At 46.1% G+C, this 18,482-nt stretch carries 17 protein-coding genes; 13 read left to right on the forward strand and 4 right to left on the reverse strand.

All coding sequences use genetic code 11. The annotated features are described in order from the left end of the window. Positions 1 to 147: 147 nt before the first annotated feature. The 5 genes from AC1DWB_RS20640 (at position 148) to AC1DWB_RS20660 (ending at position 3,693) form a co-directional block, all read left to right on the forward strand. Complete coding sequence (locus AC1DWB_RS20640; RefSeq protein ID WP_477542982.1) at positions 148 to 471, forward strand: hypothetical protein; 324 nt, start codon at positions 148 to 150, stop codon at positions 469 to 471. A gap of 166 nt (positions 472 to 637) precedes the next feature. Next, on the forward strand, positions 638 to 1,264 hold the full coding sequence (locus AC1DWB_RS20645; protein WP_477542983.1) for a hypothetical protein: 627 nt from the start codon (positions 638 to 640) through the stop codon (positions 1,262 to 1,264). A gap of 190 nt (positions 1,265 to 1,454) precedes the next feature. Then, positions 1,455 to 1,916 (forward strand): hypothetical protein, encoded by a 462-nt coding sequence (locus tag AC1DWB_RS20650; protein ID WP_477542984.1) that lies wholly within the window; start codon positions 1,455 to 1,457, stop codon positions 1,914 to 1,916. Between the two features lie 85 nt (positions 1,917 to 2,001). Continuing rightward, entirely contained in the window at positions 2,002 to 2,178 is a 177-nt protein-coding gene (locus tag AC1DWB_RS20655) for a hypothetical protein (RefSeq protein WP_477542985.1), read from the forward strand. 747 nt (positions 2,179 to 2,925) lie between these two features. Next, the gene (locus AC1DWB_RS20660) at positions 2,926 to 3,693 is read left to right on the forward strand and encodes a nucleotidyltransferase domain-containing protein (protein WP_477542986.1); all 768 of its coding nucleotides are present in this window, start codon (positions 2,926 to 2,928) and stop codon (positions 3,691 to 3,693) included. A 631-nt stretch (positions 3,694 to 4,324) separates the two neighbouring features. Here AC1DWB_RS20660 and AC1DWB_RS20665 read toward each other — a convergent pair. After that, entirely contained in the window at positions 4,325 to 4,624 is a 300-nt protein-coding gene (locus tag AC1DWB_RS20665; RefSeq protein WP_477542987.1) for a hypothetical protein, read from the reverse strand. A gap of 459 nt (positions 4,625 to 5,083) precedes the next feature. On the opposite strand from AC1DWB_RS20665, the gene AC1DWB_RS20670 reads away from it, so the two are divergent. From AC1DWB_RS20670 to AC1DWB_RS20680, 3 genes are all read left to right on the forward strand, one after another. Further along, a complete protein-coding gene (locus AC1DWB_RS20670) occupies positions 5,084 to 5,980 on the forward strand; it encodes an acetylxylan esterase (protein WP_477542988.1) in 897 nt (298 codons plus the stop codon). 688 nt (positions 5,981 to 6,668) lie between these two features. Beyond that, the gene (locus AC1DWB_RS20675; protein ID WP_477542989.1) at positions 6,669 to 7,625 is read left to right on the forward strand and encodes a sigma-70 family RNA polymerase sigma factor; all 957 of its coding nucleotides are present in this window, start codon (positions 6,669 to 6,671) and stop codon (positions 7,623 to 7,625) included. Between the two features lie 76 nt (positions 7,626 to 7,701). Beyond that, positions 7,702 to 8,127 carry an SRPBCC family protein gene (locus AC1DWB_RS20680; protein ID WP_028548475.1) on the forward strand — a complete coding sequence of 142 codons (426 nt, stop codon included), beginning with the start codon at positions 7,702 to 7,704 and terminating at the stop codon, positions 8,125 to 8,127. 79 nt (positions 8,128 to 8,206) lie between these two features. Here AC1DWB_RS20680 and AC1DWB_RS20685 read toward each other — a convergent pair whose 3' ends face one another. After that, a complete protein-coding gene (locus AC1DWB_RS20685; RefSeq protein WP_103110907.1) occupies positions 8,207 to 8,623 on the reverse strand; it encodes a VOC family protein in 417 nt (138 codons plus the stop codon). Between the two features lie 444 nt (positions 8,624 to 9,067). Here AC1DWB_RS20685 and AC1DWB_RS20690 point away from each other — a divergent pair, with 444 nt between their 5' ends. Continuing rightward, the gene (locus tag AC1DWB_RS20690) at positions 9,068 to 9,847 is read left to right on the forward strand and encodes a hypothetical protein (RefSeq protein WP_477542990.1); all 780 of its coding nucleotides are present in this window, start codon (positions 9,068 to 9,070) and stop codon (positions 9,845 to 9,847) included. 217 nt (positions 9,848 to 10,064) lie between these two features. Here AC1DWB_RS20690 and AC1DWB_RS20695 read toward each other — a convergent pair whose 3' ends face one another. Both AC1DWB_RS20695 and AC1DWB_RS20700 read right to left on the reverse strand, forming a co-directional pair. After that, positions 10,065 to 11,216: a sialidase family protein gene (locus tag AC1DWB_RS20695; RefSeq protein ID WP_477542991.1), complete on the reverse strand. Its 1,152-nt coding sequence runs from the start codon at positions 11,214 to 11,216 to the stop codon at positions 10,065 to 10,067. Between the two features lie 23 nt (positions 11,217 to 11,239). Then, entirely contained in the window at positions 11,240 to 12,559 is a 1,320-nt protein-coding gene (locus AC1DWB_RS20700; protein WP_477542992.1) for an ABC transporter substrate-binding protein, read from the reverse strand. A gap of 210 nt (positions 12,560 to 12,769) precedes the next feature. On the opposite strand from AC1DWB_RS20700, the gene AC1DWB_RS20705 reads away from it, so the two are divergent. The 4 genes from AC1DWB_RS20705 (at position 12,770) to AC1DWB_RS20720 (ending at position 18,425) form a co-directional block, all read left to right on the forward strand. After that, on the forward strand, positions 12,770 to 13,579 hold the full coding sequence (locus tag AC1DWB_RS20705) for a helix-turn-helix domain-containing protein (protein ID WP_477542993.1): 810 nt from the start codon (positions 12,770 to 12,772) through the stop codon (positions 13,577 to 13,579). A 150-nt stretch (positions 13,580 to 13,729) separates the two neighbouring features. Further along, positions 13,730 to 16,021: a glycosyl hydrolase family 28-related protein gene (locus AC1DWB_RS20710; RefSeq protein WP_477542994.1), complete on the forward strand. Its 2,292-nt coding sequence runs from the start codon at positions 13,730 to 13,732 to the stop codon at positions 16,019 to 16,021. 740 nt (positions 16,022 to 16,761) lie between these two features. Beyond that, positions 16,762 to 17,889 carry an RNA-guided endonuclease TnpB family protein gene (locus tag AC1DWB_RS20715; protein ID WP_477542995.1) on the forward strand — a complete coding sequence of 376 codons (1,128 nt, stop codon included), beginning with the start codon at positions 16,762 to 16,764 and terminating at the stop codon, positions 17,887 to 17,889. Positions 17,890 to 17,981: 92 nt separating this feature from the next. Further along, a complete protein-coding gene (locus AC1DWB_RS20720; protein WP_477543014.1) occupies positions 17,982 to 18,425 on the forward strand; it encodes a serine hydrolase in 444 nt (147 codons plus the stop codon). The last annotated feature ends 57 nt before the right edge of the window (positions 18,426 to 18,482 follow it).

Raw genomic sequence — 18,482 nt, forward strand, 5'->3', positions numbered from 1 at the left:
CTGTAAAAACAGATTGGAGGGAGGTTAAACTTAATCACTTCACAACCCTGCTCATTGAACTATCGGGCAGTTTTGCTCAAAGAAGTACATGTTTGGTTTATTGTGGTAGAATATACCTTTTTGTAGTTTTATGGAGGTGTTATTATATTGGGCAATGATTTTTATAGAAAAATTGGTGCGGCGTTCCTGTTTGTTGCTGCCATGATTTATACACTGGAGCGAATAACAAATAAGATTACAAATAGCATTCAAAGTACAGGCAATGCGACAATGGTTTCTAATTTTTTTGAGAATTTGTTTGTTCCTGCATTCACATTAATCGGAATTATTTTATTTGTTTATGGGTTTCCCAGGAATGAATCTAATGGCTTGTCAACACCAATGAAGCTTATAGCTTTCTTTGTATTAGGGCCTTTAGTTGCCTTTTTATTAGTTGGCGTGTTTCTATTCATTAGATATGTATGGGTTTGACGATTAACCTATCGGGACACGATAGTTCAATGTAGAGAGGGCTGCCATATGGTAGCCCTTCGCTTAACTAACGGGCAGATTTCTCGAATGGAAATGTCTTACATAAATATTTTGGATGCTTTATAATGACAGTTAATACGAAACCACTTTGTAGGAGGTAATCATATTGGAAACTGCTCAGCTTATCACACATGATAATCGCAAGATTTATCCCCATCTTTACTCTGTGAAACCAGGACCAGTACAAATTTTGCGTGTTCCTAAGATGCAATATGTAACCCAGGAAATGAGCACAGCTTTCCATATGAACTGGGCTGGACGCCCAGAACCATTAGATGAACAGTGGATTGTATGGAAAGTAGTGAACCAGTTGAAGCAAATTACAAAGAATTCAATGGGATATAAGTTTAAGTTAATGCCACCCGAGATTATTTGGCATTGTATAAGTGATGATGATAAATATAACGTTACTCAGATGATGCAAGTTCCAGATTGTATCACTTCGGAAATTTACGAAGAGGCAAGGGCAAATGTCGAGAAGAATTTACGTGGACAAACAGTACCTAGGACCAAGTTTGTAGGAGAAGAGTCCACTATCAGTGCTCAAAAACTTCATGTTGGACATTATCATGATACACAGTCAACTCTACAAGAAATTGAAAATCATATTGAAGAGCAAGGGTACCGAATCAAAGGCAACCGAAGAGAGATTTATCTGACACCAGCTATGCAGTGTCATCTACCCGAAACATGGAAAACGATTGTTAGGGTGGAAATTGAAAAACTTGATTGAACAAACGGGAGACGTTAGTTGAACAACCAAGGAGCAGTTTGCCGCGGCAGCTGCTTCTTCTGTTTATTGAACTAAAGGGCAGATTTGCTCAAGCATATTGGCAGGTACTAGATCAAGTTAGTACTAAATTGGATGGTTAATACATTGTAGAATAAAGAAAACCTTTATTTTTTTCCTAAGGGGGATATCCATGAAGGTATTGGCCATCCTGTTACTTATTATCGTAGGCTGGCTTGCGGTAATATCTGGCCGAAATGTTTATGTGGAGAGAGACGCTACATTATTTACTGCTAACCAAGTTACCTCTTCAACCTGGTTCCCATACGTCGCATTACTAGTCGTGATCGGTATTTTGTGTAGGTATATTTCGAATCAACAGTGGATGGAATACACCTTAAAATTTTGGCCTCTGATTCAGGTATTACTAATATGTGCTGGATTTTTTAAGCTTGGTTTTGTGTTCCTTTTTCTATTTGCACCCTTAAATTTTACAGGTGAAGTGATCGCAGCAAGTTATCTTTTAACTTCACTTATTATTGATCGCGAGAATACCTGGCGAAAAAACTGCGTACTATTCGTCATTAATGCCATCATTGCGATTTTTTTAATCGTGGGCATAACAACGGATTATCGAGCGAACCTGCCCATGTAAGTCTGGTGATCCATTCCGCTAACGGGAACGTTAGCATTCAATTAGTTGAAGGCCATCGACTTCGACCTGGGAGGTAAAAAGTATAATGAAAGATGATGAATTGTTGAATTATTTAAACAAAAGATTATCATATTTGAGAAAGAGAAAGTTGACTCATATATTCCAAGTTTTACGTACTAAAAACAAAGGAAGAATTGAAGAGGTTGAAGATCTCATAAGTCGGATTAAAACGTGCAACTTCAAAAATCCAGAACACGATTAAATAATCCATACATTCGTAATGCCGATTAAATTTCCTAACTGGACACATGAGAGGAGTTTCAGTGCTGAACAAATTCAAAATTTATATAGTTGCAAGCTTAGCCTGCATCATCATACCGATTATCGGCCTATTGTACGGAATATGGGATAGCAACCAGCCCAATACTGGACCGATAGGAGATGGTGATGTTAGCCTCTCCTTGTTCCAATGGATTCCGATAATATCCTCACTTTTTATTGGTATCATTAATCTGCCAATTGCTATCATTCGCTATAAAAGACATAAAGGAATAAAAAGGAAATCAGAAGGTAACAGATTAAACTAACGGGACACTATAACTGAATTGGAACGAGGCTGCCGACATCGAACGGCAGCCTCGCTGTGCGAACGGGCAGGTTAGTTTAATCATTTCGCGAATACCTTAGGTATGACGGATTTACGAAGTTCGCAAAAAAGACGTTAGCCGAAACTTCCTAGGTCAAGAACATATGGGTAAACCCTCAAAGCCAGGAGCATCTAAGGTCAAGATCGGATAAGGGCATAAGAAGATCAAGACATATTCGGTGGGTAACTCGAAGAAGAGGAAGCATCGGCTAACACCACATTCACGCTTCGGGCTACGCCCTCGGTTCGGACCGAAGTTGAGAAGCCAGAGTAGATTCAGCCGGTCACATCCGACTCCGTCGGACGTCGAGAATTCAAGAACGTTAGCCGAAAGAAGTTCTTACATGTTTAGGAGGAGTCTATATGATATTAGAAAAAGTTATAAAAAGAATTGTAATACAAAGTGAATATAAGGATTTTGTTGATAAGTATATAGATAATATACTTACCGAATTTAAAGGTAAGATTCATAGCATTTATATGTGTGGCTCGATTCCAAAAGGAACTGCTAAACCTTTTAAGTCAGATGCAGACTTTACTATTGTATGTGTAAATCCCAAAGATATTGATTACGAAAGATTGTCAAATATTAAAGACAAGATTTTGGAAGAATTTCCATTAGTAACTAAGATTGATACGATAATTTGCTCTATTGACGATGTATTAAGTAAACCGAATGAGTGGGGTTTTTGGATTAAGATAATTTGTGTTTGCATATATGGTCATGACGTTGGTGAAAAAGTGCCACCGATAATTACTTCTCCAGAGTTCATTTTAGACTTAAATACAGAGACCAAGGAGGAAGTAGATCGTATACATAGTTTACTTTCTAATGCTAGTGATAACACAATGAAAACTAGATATATTAAAGGTTATTCTAAGAGATTAATTCGTGCATTATACTCTTTGGTTTTAGAAGATACAGGTGTATGGCAAGATGACATTATTAAGATGAAGAATGCCATATTAGACTATTGCGAGATTGACTCCGCTTTAGTTGATTATCTGTATGCTTGTTACTTGGATAGTCATGTACTTGTTGAAGAGTTTCTGGGAATTGCAGATGAAGTATATAGCTATATTGAAAACGCCTTAAATACAATGGCTGCTTCCAGAACTTCCTTCGGCTAACACCATATTGACGCTCGGGGTCACTCTGAGAAGCGAGTGACCACATCCAGCCCCCTAAGCCCGTCGGGACGTCACTGCATTAGGTGTTCGGCAAGCCTCACAACTATAAGCAGCGGCTCTAAGGGGCCAGGACGTCGTCAATACAAATCGTTAGCCGAAATTTCCTAGGTCAAGAACATATGGGTAAACCCTCAAAGCCAGAAGCATCTAAGGTCAAGAACGGATAAGGGCATAAGAAGATCAAGACATATTCGGTGGGTAACTCGAAGAAGAGGAAGCATCGGCTAACACCATATTCACGCTTCGGGCCATTCGGGCAGAGATCATTAAACTAACGCAGAACGATAGCTGAATAAACAAGCAGATGGAGGCTGCCGGCATGGATCGGCAGCTTCGTTGCGAACGGGCAGGATTGCGTAGTATCGTCAGATGTGTTTCCCCATTCCTTGTTACCTTCTATCGTAGGGCATAATTCATCGTCTATAAATTCATAGACAAAAAAAGCCCAAGCATCGTACGCCTGAGCTTTGATCTACAGGACCTTGCCGGATTACGCTACAATTATGTGCAAAATTTGGTTCCCGATCAGAAAGTTCGTTTATTTTAAGATGAAGTTCAAGAGCTTATTATTTTAGAAGAAGAATGGAAAAAAGAATGGGTCGAAACGTTCAAAACGTTCACGACGGTCAAAACGGTCAAAACGGTCAAAACGGTCAAAACGGTTAAAACGGTTAAAACGGTTAAAACGGTTAAAACGGTTAAAACGGTTAAAACGGTTAAAACGGTCAAAACGGTCAAAACGGTCAGAACGGTCAAAACCGCAAGGTGAAAAACATTTTGTGCGTACTGATTTCATGTTTTTTTGTTTAGCTTTATTATTCCTATTTTTGTTTGAGCTTATCTGCACATGTTTTTTGTTGGTGTATTTCATCTATTTATCACCTCCTAGTTTTATATAGTATGTCCAATAAGTTGCACTGATTGGACGAGCGTTTATTTGAGATTAAAATAAACTTCTATACCGCTGGGTAAAGGTTTTTTTCAAATGAATCAACAGTTGTTCAACTAACGAGAACGATAGTTGAATCATGACATCACGGCAGCCGGCATACGATCGGCTGCCGTTGTTCTTTTTAAGATCCGAATATTGTGCCCAAATACTGAACGATAACTGAGCGCATAAAGGGCAATGATGAAGATCTGACGTTTGGCATGTATTTGAATATTTTTTAGGCACGTTGTTATGATTGTGGAATTAATAAGTAAAATAGTAGACTGGAAAAAACGTAGTTAGGGAGGGCTGGAATATGGATTCAGATGCTAATGTAAATGGTACACTTCGGGATAATGGATAGACCTATTTTACTTCTTCATTTACAGGAGGATCAGAATGAACGCATTTAATGACATTAATCATTGGCATGAGATGATCGGCAAGCCGAATCGCTACGGTTTCAAGCCGTGTCTACGATTAGTTCGAAGCTTCGAAACAATCGATTTTTATGGTGAGCTGTTTGAGCAAGCAAACGGCCCCGGTACCGTGCAGAAAACATTATTGATGCTTCCAAAAACCATCAATGAAAAATTGCCGGCAGTTGTTGTTCCTTTTTACTACCCGGACCGTGCAGCGGGATACGACCTTGATACGCTTGAACCAACCAACGAATCCGGCATCGCAATGGCTTTGCACCTCGTGCGACGCGGGTATGTTACTATCACAGCGGAGGCTTACCACTTGACTTATCGGAACCTAGAGCTAGACCGACAAGATTTCTCACGTTGGCGCTTGTCTGCCGAGAGACTGCTTGATAACCATCCAGATTGGACGGGCATCGGAAAGCTGATTGCCGATACTCAACTTCTGGTGGATGTTCTATACGCTGACCCTCGCATCGATAGCGAGCGTATAGGAATTGTTGGTCATTCGCTCGGAGGTAAAGTGGCTTTATATGTAGGCTGTTTAGACCATCGCATCAAAGCCTTGCTTTGCAGTGACTTCGGGATTGATTGGGACCGGACAAATTGGTCGGAACCATGGTATTGGGGAGAGAAGCTCAATAAACTTAAATCCGCCAATATGGACCATTCTGAGCTGCTCCGCATCGCTGGACTTAAGCCTATTGTTTTCATAGCAGGACTTTACGACAACGAAGGTGCATTGGACTTCTTAATACGTGCTGGCTATTCCGATTCATCAAAGTATCTATTTATTAATCATGCAAGCGGGCATCATCCGCCGTTGGAAGTTCTCGAACAAGGATATGATTTCTTACAAACCCGTTTCTGAAGTTTGTCACAAAAGAAGGCGCCGGCCAAAACCGGCTGCCTGGTTCTGTTGTTAATGCCGTGTCTCACTTAGCGTAGGCCGCTGAGTTTGGAAGACACCTTTCGATTAACGAGTCGAGATGCAAACAAATTAGCCTGCGCTGAGTGCGGTTTATTTGTTTTATGGAACGTCTTGTCCTCTACTCAGGACACTAGGTTGCATTGTTAGCTGAGAAGAGACAACAAGATGAGGCACAAATAGCCTTAAACGAAGGGAATGAGCCAATCGGTGCGGTTCTAGTTGACCAGGATGGTAATGTTTTGAGTAGGGTCAGTGGGTCCTTATCTTTTTTGAAGAAATGGTAGGAAGACGCAACAAGTATTCCGTGTGGGGGATTGAACTCCCTCGGGAGACCGATAGTTCAATCATGACACGACGGCAGCCGGCCCAAAGATCGGCTGCCGTTTCCCGTTGAAGTATACGAACGGGCAGGATAGCTCCAGTATTCAGGTCCTGGCGTGAGGTATTGCGAATTATTTCTAAAGTATAGACAAGGGTTAATTTATTGGTTATTGAATTATTAGTACGATCGTGCTAAATTTTTATCCATGAGTACTAAATCCTGCCTATTTATTCGGATTGAGGCTGTCCGCTTCATTGCATATAATGAAGGTACCACCCTTCGGGGAGATCGTTAAGGGAGGCCGCGATGAACGAGACCGCATTTGACGAACCATTATTTGCAAGCTTGAAGCCGGGCTTAACCTCGTTCTGTTACCGAATGCTAGGCTCCATGGACGATGCGGACGATGCCGTTCAGGAGACGAGTATTCGGGTCTGGCAGAGCTGGAGCACGTTCAGACAGGATTCATCGTTCAAAACTTGGGTCTATCGGATTGCCTCCAACCTGTGCTTGGACAAGCTGAGACAATCCAAACGCCGCGCGCTTCCCGTTGACCTGTTCGACCCGGCCGTCGCCATCGTCGAGCCGCGCGACACGCTGCCGGACTCTGCTTGGATCTGGCCGTCTCCCGACTTTGGGGGCAATCCGGAGGATCGGCTCGTCCGCAGAGATACCCTTCAACTGTGCTTCATCGCTCTCCTGCAGACATTGCCTCCGCGGCAGCGCGCGGTACTCATTTTGAAGGATGTATTTGAATGGTCCTCCAAGCAGATCGCGGAAACGTTGGCGATGTCGCCGGCAGCGGTGAACAGCGCCTTGCAAAGAGCCCGAGAGACGATGGACCGGGCGCAGCTTCGCTCGGATGAGCTCAGCAGCATGGACGTTCAACCGGAGCAGCAGCTGCTGTCCCGGTATGTGGAGGCCTTCGAGCAATTCGATATTGCTGCGCTCGTCGCGTTGTTCCACGAGGAAGGCTGCATGTCGATGCCGCCCTTCGAGATGTGGATCCGCGGCAAGGATGATTTGTCCGCCTTCTATTCGCTTACTCGCTGGCATTGCGAAGGTTCGCGATTTGTGCCCATTACGGTGAATGGCGGTTATCCGGCGTTGGCCCAGTATATGCCGGGCAAAGAGGGCTCTGGCCTGGTACCCTGGGGCATCCACGTCATCGAAACCAAAGAAAATCAAATCCTGCACGTTCAAAACTTCATTCATACGCCATTATTTTCGCGATTTGGGCTGCCTGAGCGAATTGACCAATGAATTTCGTCATTGGCTTACGTCTATATCATTGAGAATAACCAAACGACGAATATCATGAGAGAGGTGTCTATTTAAAATGGAAACGAGTCAACCGACGAAAGTAACCGTGCAAGCCGTCATTCAAGCCCCTGTCGAGAAGGTATGGCGCTATTGGACCGAGCCGGATCACATCACGAAGTGGAATCAAGCGTCCGAGGACTGGCATGCGCCGAGAGCCGAAAACGATCTGCGGGTCGGCGGCAAGTTTCTGACACGGATGGAAGCGAAGGATGGCAGCATGGGCTTTGATTTTGGCGGCGTCTACGATGTCGTGAATCGGCATGAGGCGATCGGCTACACCATGGAAGACGGAAGAAGAGTGGATATTGCTTTCGTCGATCAAGGGAATGAGACGAAGGTCATTGAAACGTTCGACGCGGAAAGCTCCAATCCCGTCGAGTTCCAGCAAGCAGGCTGGCAAGCGATCATGGACAATTTCAAAGCCTATACCGAACAAAACTAATCATCGCGAAGAAGACGCCGGGGAAGATGCCCGGCGTCTTTCTTTTTGAACCCTAGTACGAGCGTGCTCTCCGTTAGCCTTAACCTTGTGCCGCATCCATGTTCATGTAGTTAATGGCCCACAGATGGCCATCCAAGTCCACGAAGCCCCAATGATACATGAACCCATGATCTTCAGGTTCAGCGTGCAATTTCCCGCCCAAGGAGACCGCGGTATTCACGATTTCATCGACCTTTTCCCGGCTCTCGAAGGCCAATGCGATCGTCATCTGCGCATACTTGCTCGTATCGACGGATTCCTTCTCCGTGAGCGTATTAAAGAATGCTTGATTGATCAGCATGACCTGCAGGTTGTCGCCGATCACGATGGCTACCGAATTCTCGTTATCGGGGAATTGCGGGTTGAGCTCGAATCCGAGTCCGGTGAAGAACGCTTTCGATTGTTCTACGTTTTTTACAGGCAGGTTGAAGCTCGTGAATGCGGACGTTAATGCCATTTTCAAAACACCTCTTCGTCAAATTAGTTTGTGTTCATTTATGCCTTCGTTTATATAGACGACAGCCGATCCGGGAATTCATCGGTCTCATGGATTCGGAAGCGTAAATTTTGAAAAATAACTTGGTATTGAGTTCGGATACCCGCCATTCCCGTAAGGTTGCTTATTCTTATTGTGCAGGGATGAAGATTGAACCTCTCTAAAAAGGAATTCGTCTGAATATATGACAATTAAAGGGTGGGTATCGAGTGACGGAATGAGGAACGGTATGGAAATTAATGATAAAACCGAAGTGCGAAAGAAAAAGTTCGAAACCGTCGCCATTTCAGTATTAGGTTAAATGTCTTTTTCATGCTTACATTTCTCCTGTTCTCTTCACTAATCGTACGTTTTGCTTATCTACAGTTCGTCGAGGGTCCGAGTCTCTAGGAACGCCAGACAAGCATGATCACGAAGGGCGTATCCATCCCGCCCATCCGCGGCAATATTTACGATTCGGCGGGACAGCAGATCGCATATTCGATCTCAACTCAGTCCCTATACTTTACTTTCAAAACAGGCTTTAAGCAAGAAGCGGCGGAGGCGCTGGCTGCAAAACTCGTGCAGCTGTTTAACGAAAAAGGCGAAGCGAATTCCAAGCCGTTGACGACTGAGGAAGTTATCGAGGCTATGGACATCAAAGGCAGAACGCATCTGCCATTCCAACAACGACGGATCAAATCGGGACTGTCAAAAGAAGAGATCGCCTATCTTAGCGAGCACCGCGACGAGTATCCGGACATGGAGATCGTGGAGGAGCGCATCCGCCAGTACAGTCCCGACCGGGTCGCAGTTCAATTGGTCGGCTATATGAACAAGATGAAGGGAGCCAAGGAGAATCTGGACTTTTACAAAGAAATCAACGCGGATCAATCGGATCCCACGCTTAAGTATTTGGATTCCGAGGAGGTCGGCTACGACGGCATCGAGTTGATGTATCAGAAGGAGATGCGGGGGCTTAACGGTTATAAATCCTATCAAATCGACAGCATGAGCCGGATCGTCGGCGACATGAAGCTGACCAAGCCGGTCAAGGGGCAGAATCTGTATCTAACGATTAATCGCAAGGTGCAGCTCACCGCGCAGCAAGGCATTCTCGATCAGATCGCGACAACCCGGTTAATTACACAGCCTGACGGCGAGATCCTGCAGGCTGCTCAGCTAACGGGTACTATAGTGTATTAAGAAACAAGGACGAGGCTGCCGGACCGGCAGCCTCGATTGCAGAAACACTACAGCCTGCATAACCTGTTCCAATAAAGCTTGAGAAATCAGGTTAATGGTAGTCACATTTGCGTAATTCAAAAATTCACAAATGTGACTACCATTGAAGCGAAGTGACACAAATTACCCTACATTACAGCAGAATTTTGAAAACAAACACTGTGTCTACCTCACTATATCAACGAAGGATCAAGGACGGAATCAAATTACGAAACTGCCTTATCGCGGAAAAGACAATCCGATTGCTATCGTGAAAGCTGTTTGCACCATCATAGGCGGTCCGTACGACGTATACGATATCATCGCCATCGATCTGGAAATCAACGTATTGAAACCCAGTCCGTTTCTTTGATTCCTGCAGAGAATAACCTAGGTCGTCCTGCATCAGCGTGGCGGCGAAATGCCATTGCCGCAAATCGATGGAAACGAACAAGGAGAGCGTCTCCCGCAGAACGTGTCTCATCGGGTCTTCACCTTTATTGGAAATCGTCCAATACAGTCCGGTAGCGGCATCGCGACGGATCGTGAACTTGTGCGTCCCCCCGGGTAACCATACGAAATCGGCCTCCGGATCAAATTCCACACGTCTACCCTCATCATACACTCTTACCATCGCGCAATTATCTGTTACCGGTTCGGAGCAAATGCGCAGCATGTTGTAAATTTGACCGTCCGGTCCTTCCACAATGTTGCCCTCGATCCATCCGACGCCGCCTTTGTTGTTCGTTCCCCATTCCGCGGGATCGATCTCCTGATCGTAGACGAGCTTGTTGCTCATCGTCCAGTTAGACGCTTTCAGCAGGTCGGCGTCGGCATTGCAAGAAATAACGAAGGAGCGGAAGCCAGACGGCCGGAGAGCCGGATCGAGATCCTCGAAAGCGCGGTAAAGGCGGTCTCCGATTTGTACTACAGGGACCGGCGCGCAATGATAATTCGGAGGCTCCATGCCGGGTCCCCCACGGAACAGCAGCCCGCTTTCTTCATCAAGGGCATTCGTCCATGTGCAGCCGCCGTCCCCACTTCGGCGAATCACGATGTGGCCGAAATCACCGGTCGTGCCGAACAAATATAAATCACCACGATGCACAAACAAGCTGCTCCAGAACGCTCGGGTTATATGAGTGACACACGCCCAGGACTGTCCATTATCGTCGGAACGATAGACGCTAGTCAACGTTTCTCTGCCCTCGAAGTCTTTCGGGCTGCCTTTGCCAAAATAATCGTGCGTGGCCACCAGCGATCCGTCGGGAAGCCTAACAATGCTTGGGCTCCCGAGATACGTTTGCGTAGCGCGATCCTGATAACGAACTTCACTGATCCACTGCTTCATAGAAGTATCATCCTTTGATATAGTTATTTTTTGTTCGCTTTCTCCGTTTCGACCATCTTGTTGATTTCTTCATCCGCTTGGCGTAGTGCGGTGTTCAAGTCCAGATTATCGGTGTAAAACAGTTCGAGCTTCTTTTCAATGATGTTGCGGTTCGCCTTCGTGTCGTATGGTGTCGTTACATAAGGCTTCGCCTTTCGCAGGGAAAGGACGGGTGCCAAATCAAGCCCTTTCACAAGCAGGTTGTCTTCGTACATGTGCTTCTTTACCTCAGGATTGGTGAGCGCGGTCGGATTTCCCAACTTGGCCGCCATGGTTTGCACCTCGTCAGACAGCAAGTAAGCTATCAATTCGAAGGCCAAATCGGGATGCTTGCTACCGTTCGGGATGATGAAACCATCAGAGAAGATGCCCGGTCCGACACCCGGCTTGTCTTTCCATACCGGGAATGTGCTGATGCCCCAGTTCAAGCCCTCCTTCGCAGCTTGAGCGAAGTCCGCATCCCCGATCATGACGAGATGGGGGAACATCGCCAAGTTTTGATCCTTAAGAAACGCAGTTCTGCCGTCGGTGAACTTTGCGCCGGCCGGATAGTTGCCAGGTATGCTGTATATGCTTTTGAACATCCGGAAGATGTCCTGCCATTGATTGTCCGCCAACACCACCGATCTGCCCGTTTTAACGTCGATGAAAGGAGCGGATAGTTGTGTCTGCATCCGATTGACGTTAATACCCGCGCTCAAGCCGCGATATTGGATGCCGTTGTCGCTGCGAGTCACCTTCTTGGCCAACTCTACCGTCTCTTCCCAAGTGATGCCGTTTTTCGGGTAAGCGATGCCGAATTTATCGAAGATGGTTTTGTTATAGTGCAGCGCGAAGTTGAAGCTGCGGAACGGCATGAACAACAGCTCGCCTTTCTCGGAATAGGATCGGATGCTTGCGACCATTTCCGGTTCCAGTCTGTTCAGATCGAATTTATACTTCTTCACCAGCGGGTCCAGGTTGGAAGGCCAATCGACATCCTTGATCACATCGATGTTGGTCAGTCCGTCCCAAATGAAGTCCGGAATGTTGCCGGCGGCAATTAAATCACTCGGCTGCTTGCCGGCACCGCCGTCAACCTTATTGATCGTAATATTCGGGTATTTTTGCTTGAGCGGATTCTCTATGAATCTAGTAAAATCTTCATTGGTCAGAAACCCCTTGGCATACAGCGTTAACGTGACTGGTTCGTTGCTTGCCACTTTGGCTGGATTGCCCCCATCTGGACTGACACTTTGCGAACAACCTGACAGAGCGAATGCGATAACCATGCCGAATATCCATTTTGTAGTTTTGCGATACATCCTACTTCACCCCTTACTTTATTTTTATTGCTGTTAGTCAACAGTTCGACAGCCGAGGCGAACGGAGACGATCAATTGCAACGACTGTTTCTTTATGCAGGAGAAAACGTTTTCACCGGTACTTTTATTATATAAAAAGTTTACGTATAATGCCTATATAGATCTGATTATTACATTTACTATTTGGCTAAAAAAACTGGAGGTGTATCGATGGACGATGTAATGCTGCTGCTTTGCGGCTATTCCTACCATACAAAAGAAGCCTCCTATTTGAAGGACCGGGAGGGTCTGTCTTACTATTTGTTCCGCTTGCAGACCGAAGGGTATTGCCAGGCGCTAGTCAACGGAACGCTGACGACACTCGTTCCGGGTGATCTGCTGTTGTACAAGCCAGGCGACCGGTACGAGCTTGTTTTCACGCCGACACCCAACGATCTTGGCGAGTCACTCGTTTTTAGTGGAGACTATTTCCTGTCCTGTGCCGGCCGCTGGATCGACGACTGGTGGAAGAGGGGTACCAAGCAGCAGAGAACACGAATCAATCTCGACGAGAAGCTGATCGCGCTTTGGCGGCACTTGGTACTAGAGAAACGGAAGTTTCGGATGGGGGAAAATAACGGGGAGTTGATCGGGCATTTGCTCCAAGCGCTCTGTCTCTGCATCGAACGGGCAGTGTTGGAGACCGCTGTGCCTCACGGACGATCGTTCGCTGCCGCACGAATGAAGACGTTCGTTCAGGAGAAGGCGATGTTCGCCTTCAAAATCGAAGATGTTGCCCAGTATGCCGGACTCAGCATATCACGGTCTGTGCATCTGTTTAAGGAATGCTACGGGATTTCCATTATGGAATATGCTAAAGAGGTTCGGATGGCAGCTGCCGTGGAACGGATCAAATACAGCCAAATGCCGTTGGAGCAAATTGCCGAGGCATCCGGATTTGCCAGTTACAGCTTTTTTTACCGGGTATTTCGGGAAAAGTACGGGATGTCGCCTCTCGAATACCGTAAACAGGTACATTGAGCAAGATCGCATAGCGGATGCTGCTACGATGTCGTCCACATCATTTTATAACCAAATAGTGAATGTCATTATCAGATCTGTATAGGCATTCATAAGAAATTCATCATATAATCAAAACCAATAAAGTAATCGCTTTCATGGGAGAGATGAATGATGGGTAAACAACCTGATGGCAATCATGACCTTTTAGAACAGCATCAAACTGAGGGGACTGCTCCACGGCTAGAGAAGGAAGGAGATAAAAAGCTTAGTCGGCGCACGCTGCTCGCTACTCTCGGAATCACAGGAGCTGCCCTGGCATCAGGAGGTATCATTAACGCCATGAACAGGGGCGCTTCCGTCACCGGTTCCGTTTACGGTAATCCTCATACAGTCGGAGCGGATGATGTCTCCTATCAGTACGCAGGGAATACGACTGAACGTACTGTGGGCGAAAAATTACGCGAGTCTATGTCCGTGCTGGACTTTGGTGTAATCGGGGATGGAGTTGCGAATGATGCTCCGGCGATTCAACAAGCGATTGATCATGCCGCCGGGACTGGCGGAGGCGTTATCTTTTTTCCAACGGGGTCATATCGCTTGGCCTTGCAAGTGCAGCTCCCTTCCAACATTACGCTTCAAGCCGAACCCGGTACAGTAAAAATCATCATAAACGGAACTAACTTGAAAGTTCCATTCTTCACGGGGTCTCATTGTAGAACGGACCATTCCTTGTTTGCAACGAACATCCATTTATATGGACTTGATTTTATCAATGAAGCTAATCTTGGCCCAGGAATTCAATATGTTACCTACTGTGCATGGTACAGCATCAATGTCAGAAATGTATCGATGAGGAGATGTACGTCACACAACATGKGGCTCCAATACATGACCCATGCGGCAAGACAATGGGGTACTTATAACCAGGCGCTTGCCAATAACAACGACCCGAACATCGATCCGGCCGTATCCGCAGGCATGTCTCCCAACGGAGGAGATTTGAATGAGAATTTTCTGTTTTCCGAGAATCGGACCTATGTGCAGGATGGGGTGCTCGTGCAAATGTTCCGTTACGAGTTTTGCGAGAAAGGACTCATTCAGGGCAACGACTCCGTCCGGGGAGCGATCAGCGGCTGGGGCGGCGCGGCTGGCAGGAATCAAGGCGGGAATCTCCAACACTATCGCCGTTGCCGCCATGTGAACCGAATTCATAATCGGCTTTTTGAGCCGAATGCGCTTTATATTATCAATGGTTATATGTGTAACGATACCGGTAACTATGTTGAACGGGGGATTGATCTCGGAATTGACTATGAAGGGTGCTTTTATTGTACTGCCGAGCATAACATTGTGAAAAATACAGGTAACGGCTCGCTCGCGATCTTCTATGCTTCAGTAGGCAATAAATTTATTGGTAATACATGCATCGAGGATGGATCGGCCAAAAACATCAATGATGTGTTTCAATTAGGAACTAAATGGGATCCGAGCAGCGGCAATTATTTAGTCGTCAACAAAGGTACGGGATTTACGAATATCGTGAATACGGACGAGTGCGTGTTCATCGGCAACGAATTTGTCTGGTTAGGAGAAGAAGGGGCGGGAATTATCGATATTGGCGACTTTTCCCATTACACGTTCCGCGACAATAAATTAACTAATGTCGTGATCGACATGAACTTCAATAACTCGGGGAACAGTCTGTTATCCCATAATGAATTTCATGTTACCCGGGATCTGAAGAAGAGCATTGTCGACATTGGGGATTTATCGGGCGCGGTGTCCCAATGGACAACGATCGAATATAATGATTTCTACATTAAAGCGCAACAATCGAGTGGAACGAGTGCGATCAACGTATTTAACGATGCGGGTCAGCCTGTGAAGACGTACGTGATTGGAAATCGAATCTATGATTCCAACAATTATATCGAGTCTGATCTATCGGTTGAAGGGGCGTCCGCGTCAGCGACAGGCATACACATCTTCGTAATTAGAGACAATCTACTGAAAAATGTGCGTAATAAAAGCGCCAAGCTAGCCAGAGTCCTTCTGCAGCTATCGAATAATTACAGCCTTCAAGGAAAACCATTTCCAATCGGAGACGGCACTCCTATACTGGAACAATTGGGCGATGGCGTTCAGATTGTGGCTGGAACCAAATTTCCTTACACGAATCTAGAAGGGAAGACGAGGGAAGGACTCCTTGCGCTGAACGATGGATTTTTAATAGCTGATGTCCGAGGACGGCAGGCATCTACCTCCTACCAGCAGGGAGATGTGGCGTGGGCTTCCGTGCAATCGATCGATAAAGTATATTTTTGTACCACGGCCGGTACGTCAAGCTCTGGCAATTTTGCCGGCAATGAAGGAACCAGCATACCCGACGGAACCGTCGTATGGAGATATCTTGGACGCAGGCAAGTTTTATCCGAATACGGGAGTATCGGAAGTTTTTAGTGAATCGTTATGGAAACAGCACAAGTATAGTATCAACTCCAAGCGGAAACGCAACCTGGGATGGAAATATCGATCATGAGATTTCCTGATCATGGTGCAGATCTTAAGTCCTGAAAGTTGTAGAAGACACGAATATCGCGGCTTTTTTATTTTAGCTATGTCAGAGGACAAGTAGCGTCAGATCAACGATATGCCCCATTTGGATCCACAGTCCGTTGCTGTGGGTCCCTTTTTTTTGTTTTGAAGCCGATAATTAAAAAACGCCATGCAAACCAAAATATGGTATTATTTAGAAGCGCGGTTGTTGCGAATTTTTGCGAACCTCGAAAAATCATTATGTTTGGTAGGTGGCTGACAATGATAAGACAGGTCTTAATAAAATTACCCTTCGTGTATAAACTTAGAATCCTTCAGCTTCGCATTAAGAGGTCTAGTTATAATTTTTTTGAAAATTTTGCAATTGATAGAGTAATGGAGCCATATCCCTTTGTGATAAAACGGCATCAATCTCTCCTAAGAAGGAAACTAGGATCATCTGATCCTGTATTACAGGAAAATAAAATTACAAATTTAACCTAAGAGCCGAGAAATCCCCTGCCTCTAAGCCACCTTGCTTTCGAAGAAAGAGCGTAGGCGGGGGATGAATCGGTGCTTTTAGAATGTTTTTGTTGGATTCAGTGACAAGAAACAGAACAAACGTTCCCTTATTTATGGTATAATCTATTCATGGGGGTGCGGACATGAATAAGGCATATCGGTTCCGGATCTATCCGTCAACCGAGCAGGAAATGATGATTCGTAAGACGTTTGGCTGTGTTCGGTTTATCTACAATCAGATGCTGGCAGAACGTCAGAACAAGGTTGAAAGATCCCATGACGATAACGAGGAACGGAAGCAGCAACGATACCGAACCCCAGCCGGGTTCAAGCGTGAGTTCGACTGGCTACGGGAAGTAGACAGCCTCGCACTATGTAATGCGGAGCTGAATCTGAAGACAGCCTTCCGGAACTTCTTCCGTGATAAGCGGATCGGATATCCGAAATTCAAAAGTCGGAAAAACCCGGTACAGAGCTACACGACGAACAATCAGAAGGGAACGGTTCGACTCTCAGCAGACGGGAAGCACGTCCGTGTCCCCAAACTCGGTGAGATCCGAATCAAGCTTCATCGGCAGATCCCCGAAGGACATCGCATCCAATCCGCAACAATCAGCCGTCATTCAAGCGGGAAAACGTATATATCCATCCTAACCGAATACGACGCAAGTGTAGCCCCCATCATCCCCCAGCCTGAAAAGGTTCTGGGATTGGACTATAGYTCAAARGAGTTGTAYGTGGAYCACACGGGTACAACTCCCGAGTATCCCCGYTATCTCCGCCAGATGGAAGTGCGACTGAAGAGAGAACAGCGATCCCTCTCCAGAAAGAWWAGGGGCGGATCGAATTGGCAGAAGCAGAAACTCCGGGTTGCCCGATGCCATGAGAAGGTATCCAATCAGCGGAAAGACTTCCTTCACAAGGAGAGCAGGCGGATAGCTGAAGCTTGGGATGCCGTAGYGGTGGAAGATCTGAACATGAGAGCGATGTCCCAAACGTTATCCCTCGGAAAAGCAACGATGGATAATGGAAACGGCATGTTCCGATCGWKGCTRRGCTACAAACTGAAGGAACKAGGAAAACGACTCGTTCGGATCGACAAATGGTTTCCATCGAGCAAACGCTGCCGAACATGTGGTACGATCAACACCGAACTGACTCTGAAAGATCGAGTCTGGGTTTGTGAGGGTTGTGGCACCACCCACCAGAGAGATGAAAATGCAGCCGAAAACATACGGTCCGAAGGGATTAGAGTGCTAGGCATAGCATAGATGAATAAAGAACCGCCGGGCTGGCGGGGATAGCCCAGTAAGAATGTCTGCGTGAGCAGGTATGTCCTGGGAAGCCCCCACTTCTATAAGTGGTGGGAGCATGTCACTGTGGCCTCTGTACGCAAAACCTATCTTGCACTAGCAATCAGCCTGCTTATGTCAGTGCCCGCGACCTTGCAAAGTGGGGACAACTTCATCTAAGCCGGGGAGCTGCTGGGGATGGCAGGCAGGTACTGCCACAGAGCGTATTCGAACGTGTGACGGCTCTTCAGACGCCTGAGGGCGTTCCGTCTTTAAAGCCACGTAACAGTTATATCTGGTGGCTGCAGCACGGCACGCCATTGAATCAGATTGGTGAGCGCGTGCCCGCTGGCTCGTATCAAGCACTCGGCATCACGGGTTGCGCCGTGTTAGTCATCCCCGCCTATAACGCGGTAGCAGTACGCATGTATAACCAGCTCTTTAATCCTGAGGATTACGATTATCTCAAAGATATCCGGGCATTCGGCAATTTGGTGTCCGACGCGATGATGTAACTAACGATAACGATAGCTCAACAATAACCAGTACGAGGCTGCTTGCGTGAAAAGGCA

Source organism: Paenibacillus sp. P4_E11 (assembly GCF_056401635.1).

Excerpts from the sequence above, each read along its gene's own strand:
- AC1DWB_RS20650 (WP_477542984.1), top strand. The coding sequence starts at position 1,455 with ATGAAGGTATTGGCCATCCTGTTACTTATTATCGTAGGCTGGCTTGCG.
- AC1DWB_RS20655 (WP_477542985.1), top strand. The coding sequence starts at position 2,002 with ATGAAAGATGATGAATTGTTGAATTATTTAAACAAAAGATTATCATAT.
- AC1DWB_RS20660 (WP_477542986.1), top strand. The coding sequence starts at position 2,926 with ATGATATTAGAAAAAGTTATAAAAAGAATTGTAATACAAAGTGAATAT.
- AC1DWB_RS20665 (WP_477542987.1), bottom strand. The coding sequence starts at position 4,624 with ATGAAATACACCAACAAAAAACATGTGCAGATAAGCTCAAACAAAAAT.
- AC1DWB_RS20670 (WP_477542988.1), top strand. The coding sequence starts at position 5,084 with ATGAACGCATTTAATGACATTAATCATTGGCATGAGATGATCGGCAAG.
- AC1DWB_RS20675 (WP_477542989.1), top strand. The coding sequence starts at position 6,669 with ATGAACGAGACCGCATTTGACGAACCATTATTTGCAAGCTTGAAGCCG.
- AC1DWB_RS20680 (WP_028548475.1), top strand. The coding sequence starts at position 7,702 with ATGGAAACGAGTCAACCGACGAAAGTAACCGTGCAAGCCGTCATTCAA.
- AC1DWB_RS20685 (WP_103110907.1), bottom strand. The coding sequence starts at position 8,623 with ATGGCATTAACGTCCGCATTCACGAGCTTCAACCTGCCTGTAAAAAAC.
- AC1DWB_RS20690 (WP_477542990.1), top strand. The coding sequence starts at position 9,068 with ATGATCACGAAGGGCGTATCCATCCCGCCCATCCGCGGCAATATTTAC.
- AC1DWB_RS20695 (WP_477542991.1), bottom strand. The coding sequence starts at position 11,216 with ATGAAGCAGTGGATCAGTGAAGTTCGTTATCAGGATCGCGCTACGCAA.
- AC1DWB_RS20700 (WP_477542992.1), bottom strand. The coding sequence starts at position 12,559 with ATGTATCGCAAAACTACAAAATGGATATTCGGCATGGTTATCGCATTC.
- AC1DWB_RS20705 (WP_477542993.1), top strand. The coding sequence starts at position 12,770 with ATGGACGATGTAATGCTGCTGCTTTGCGGCTATTCCTACCATACAAAA.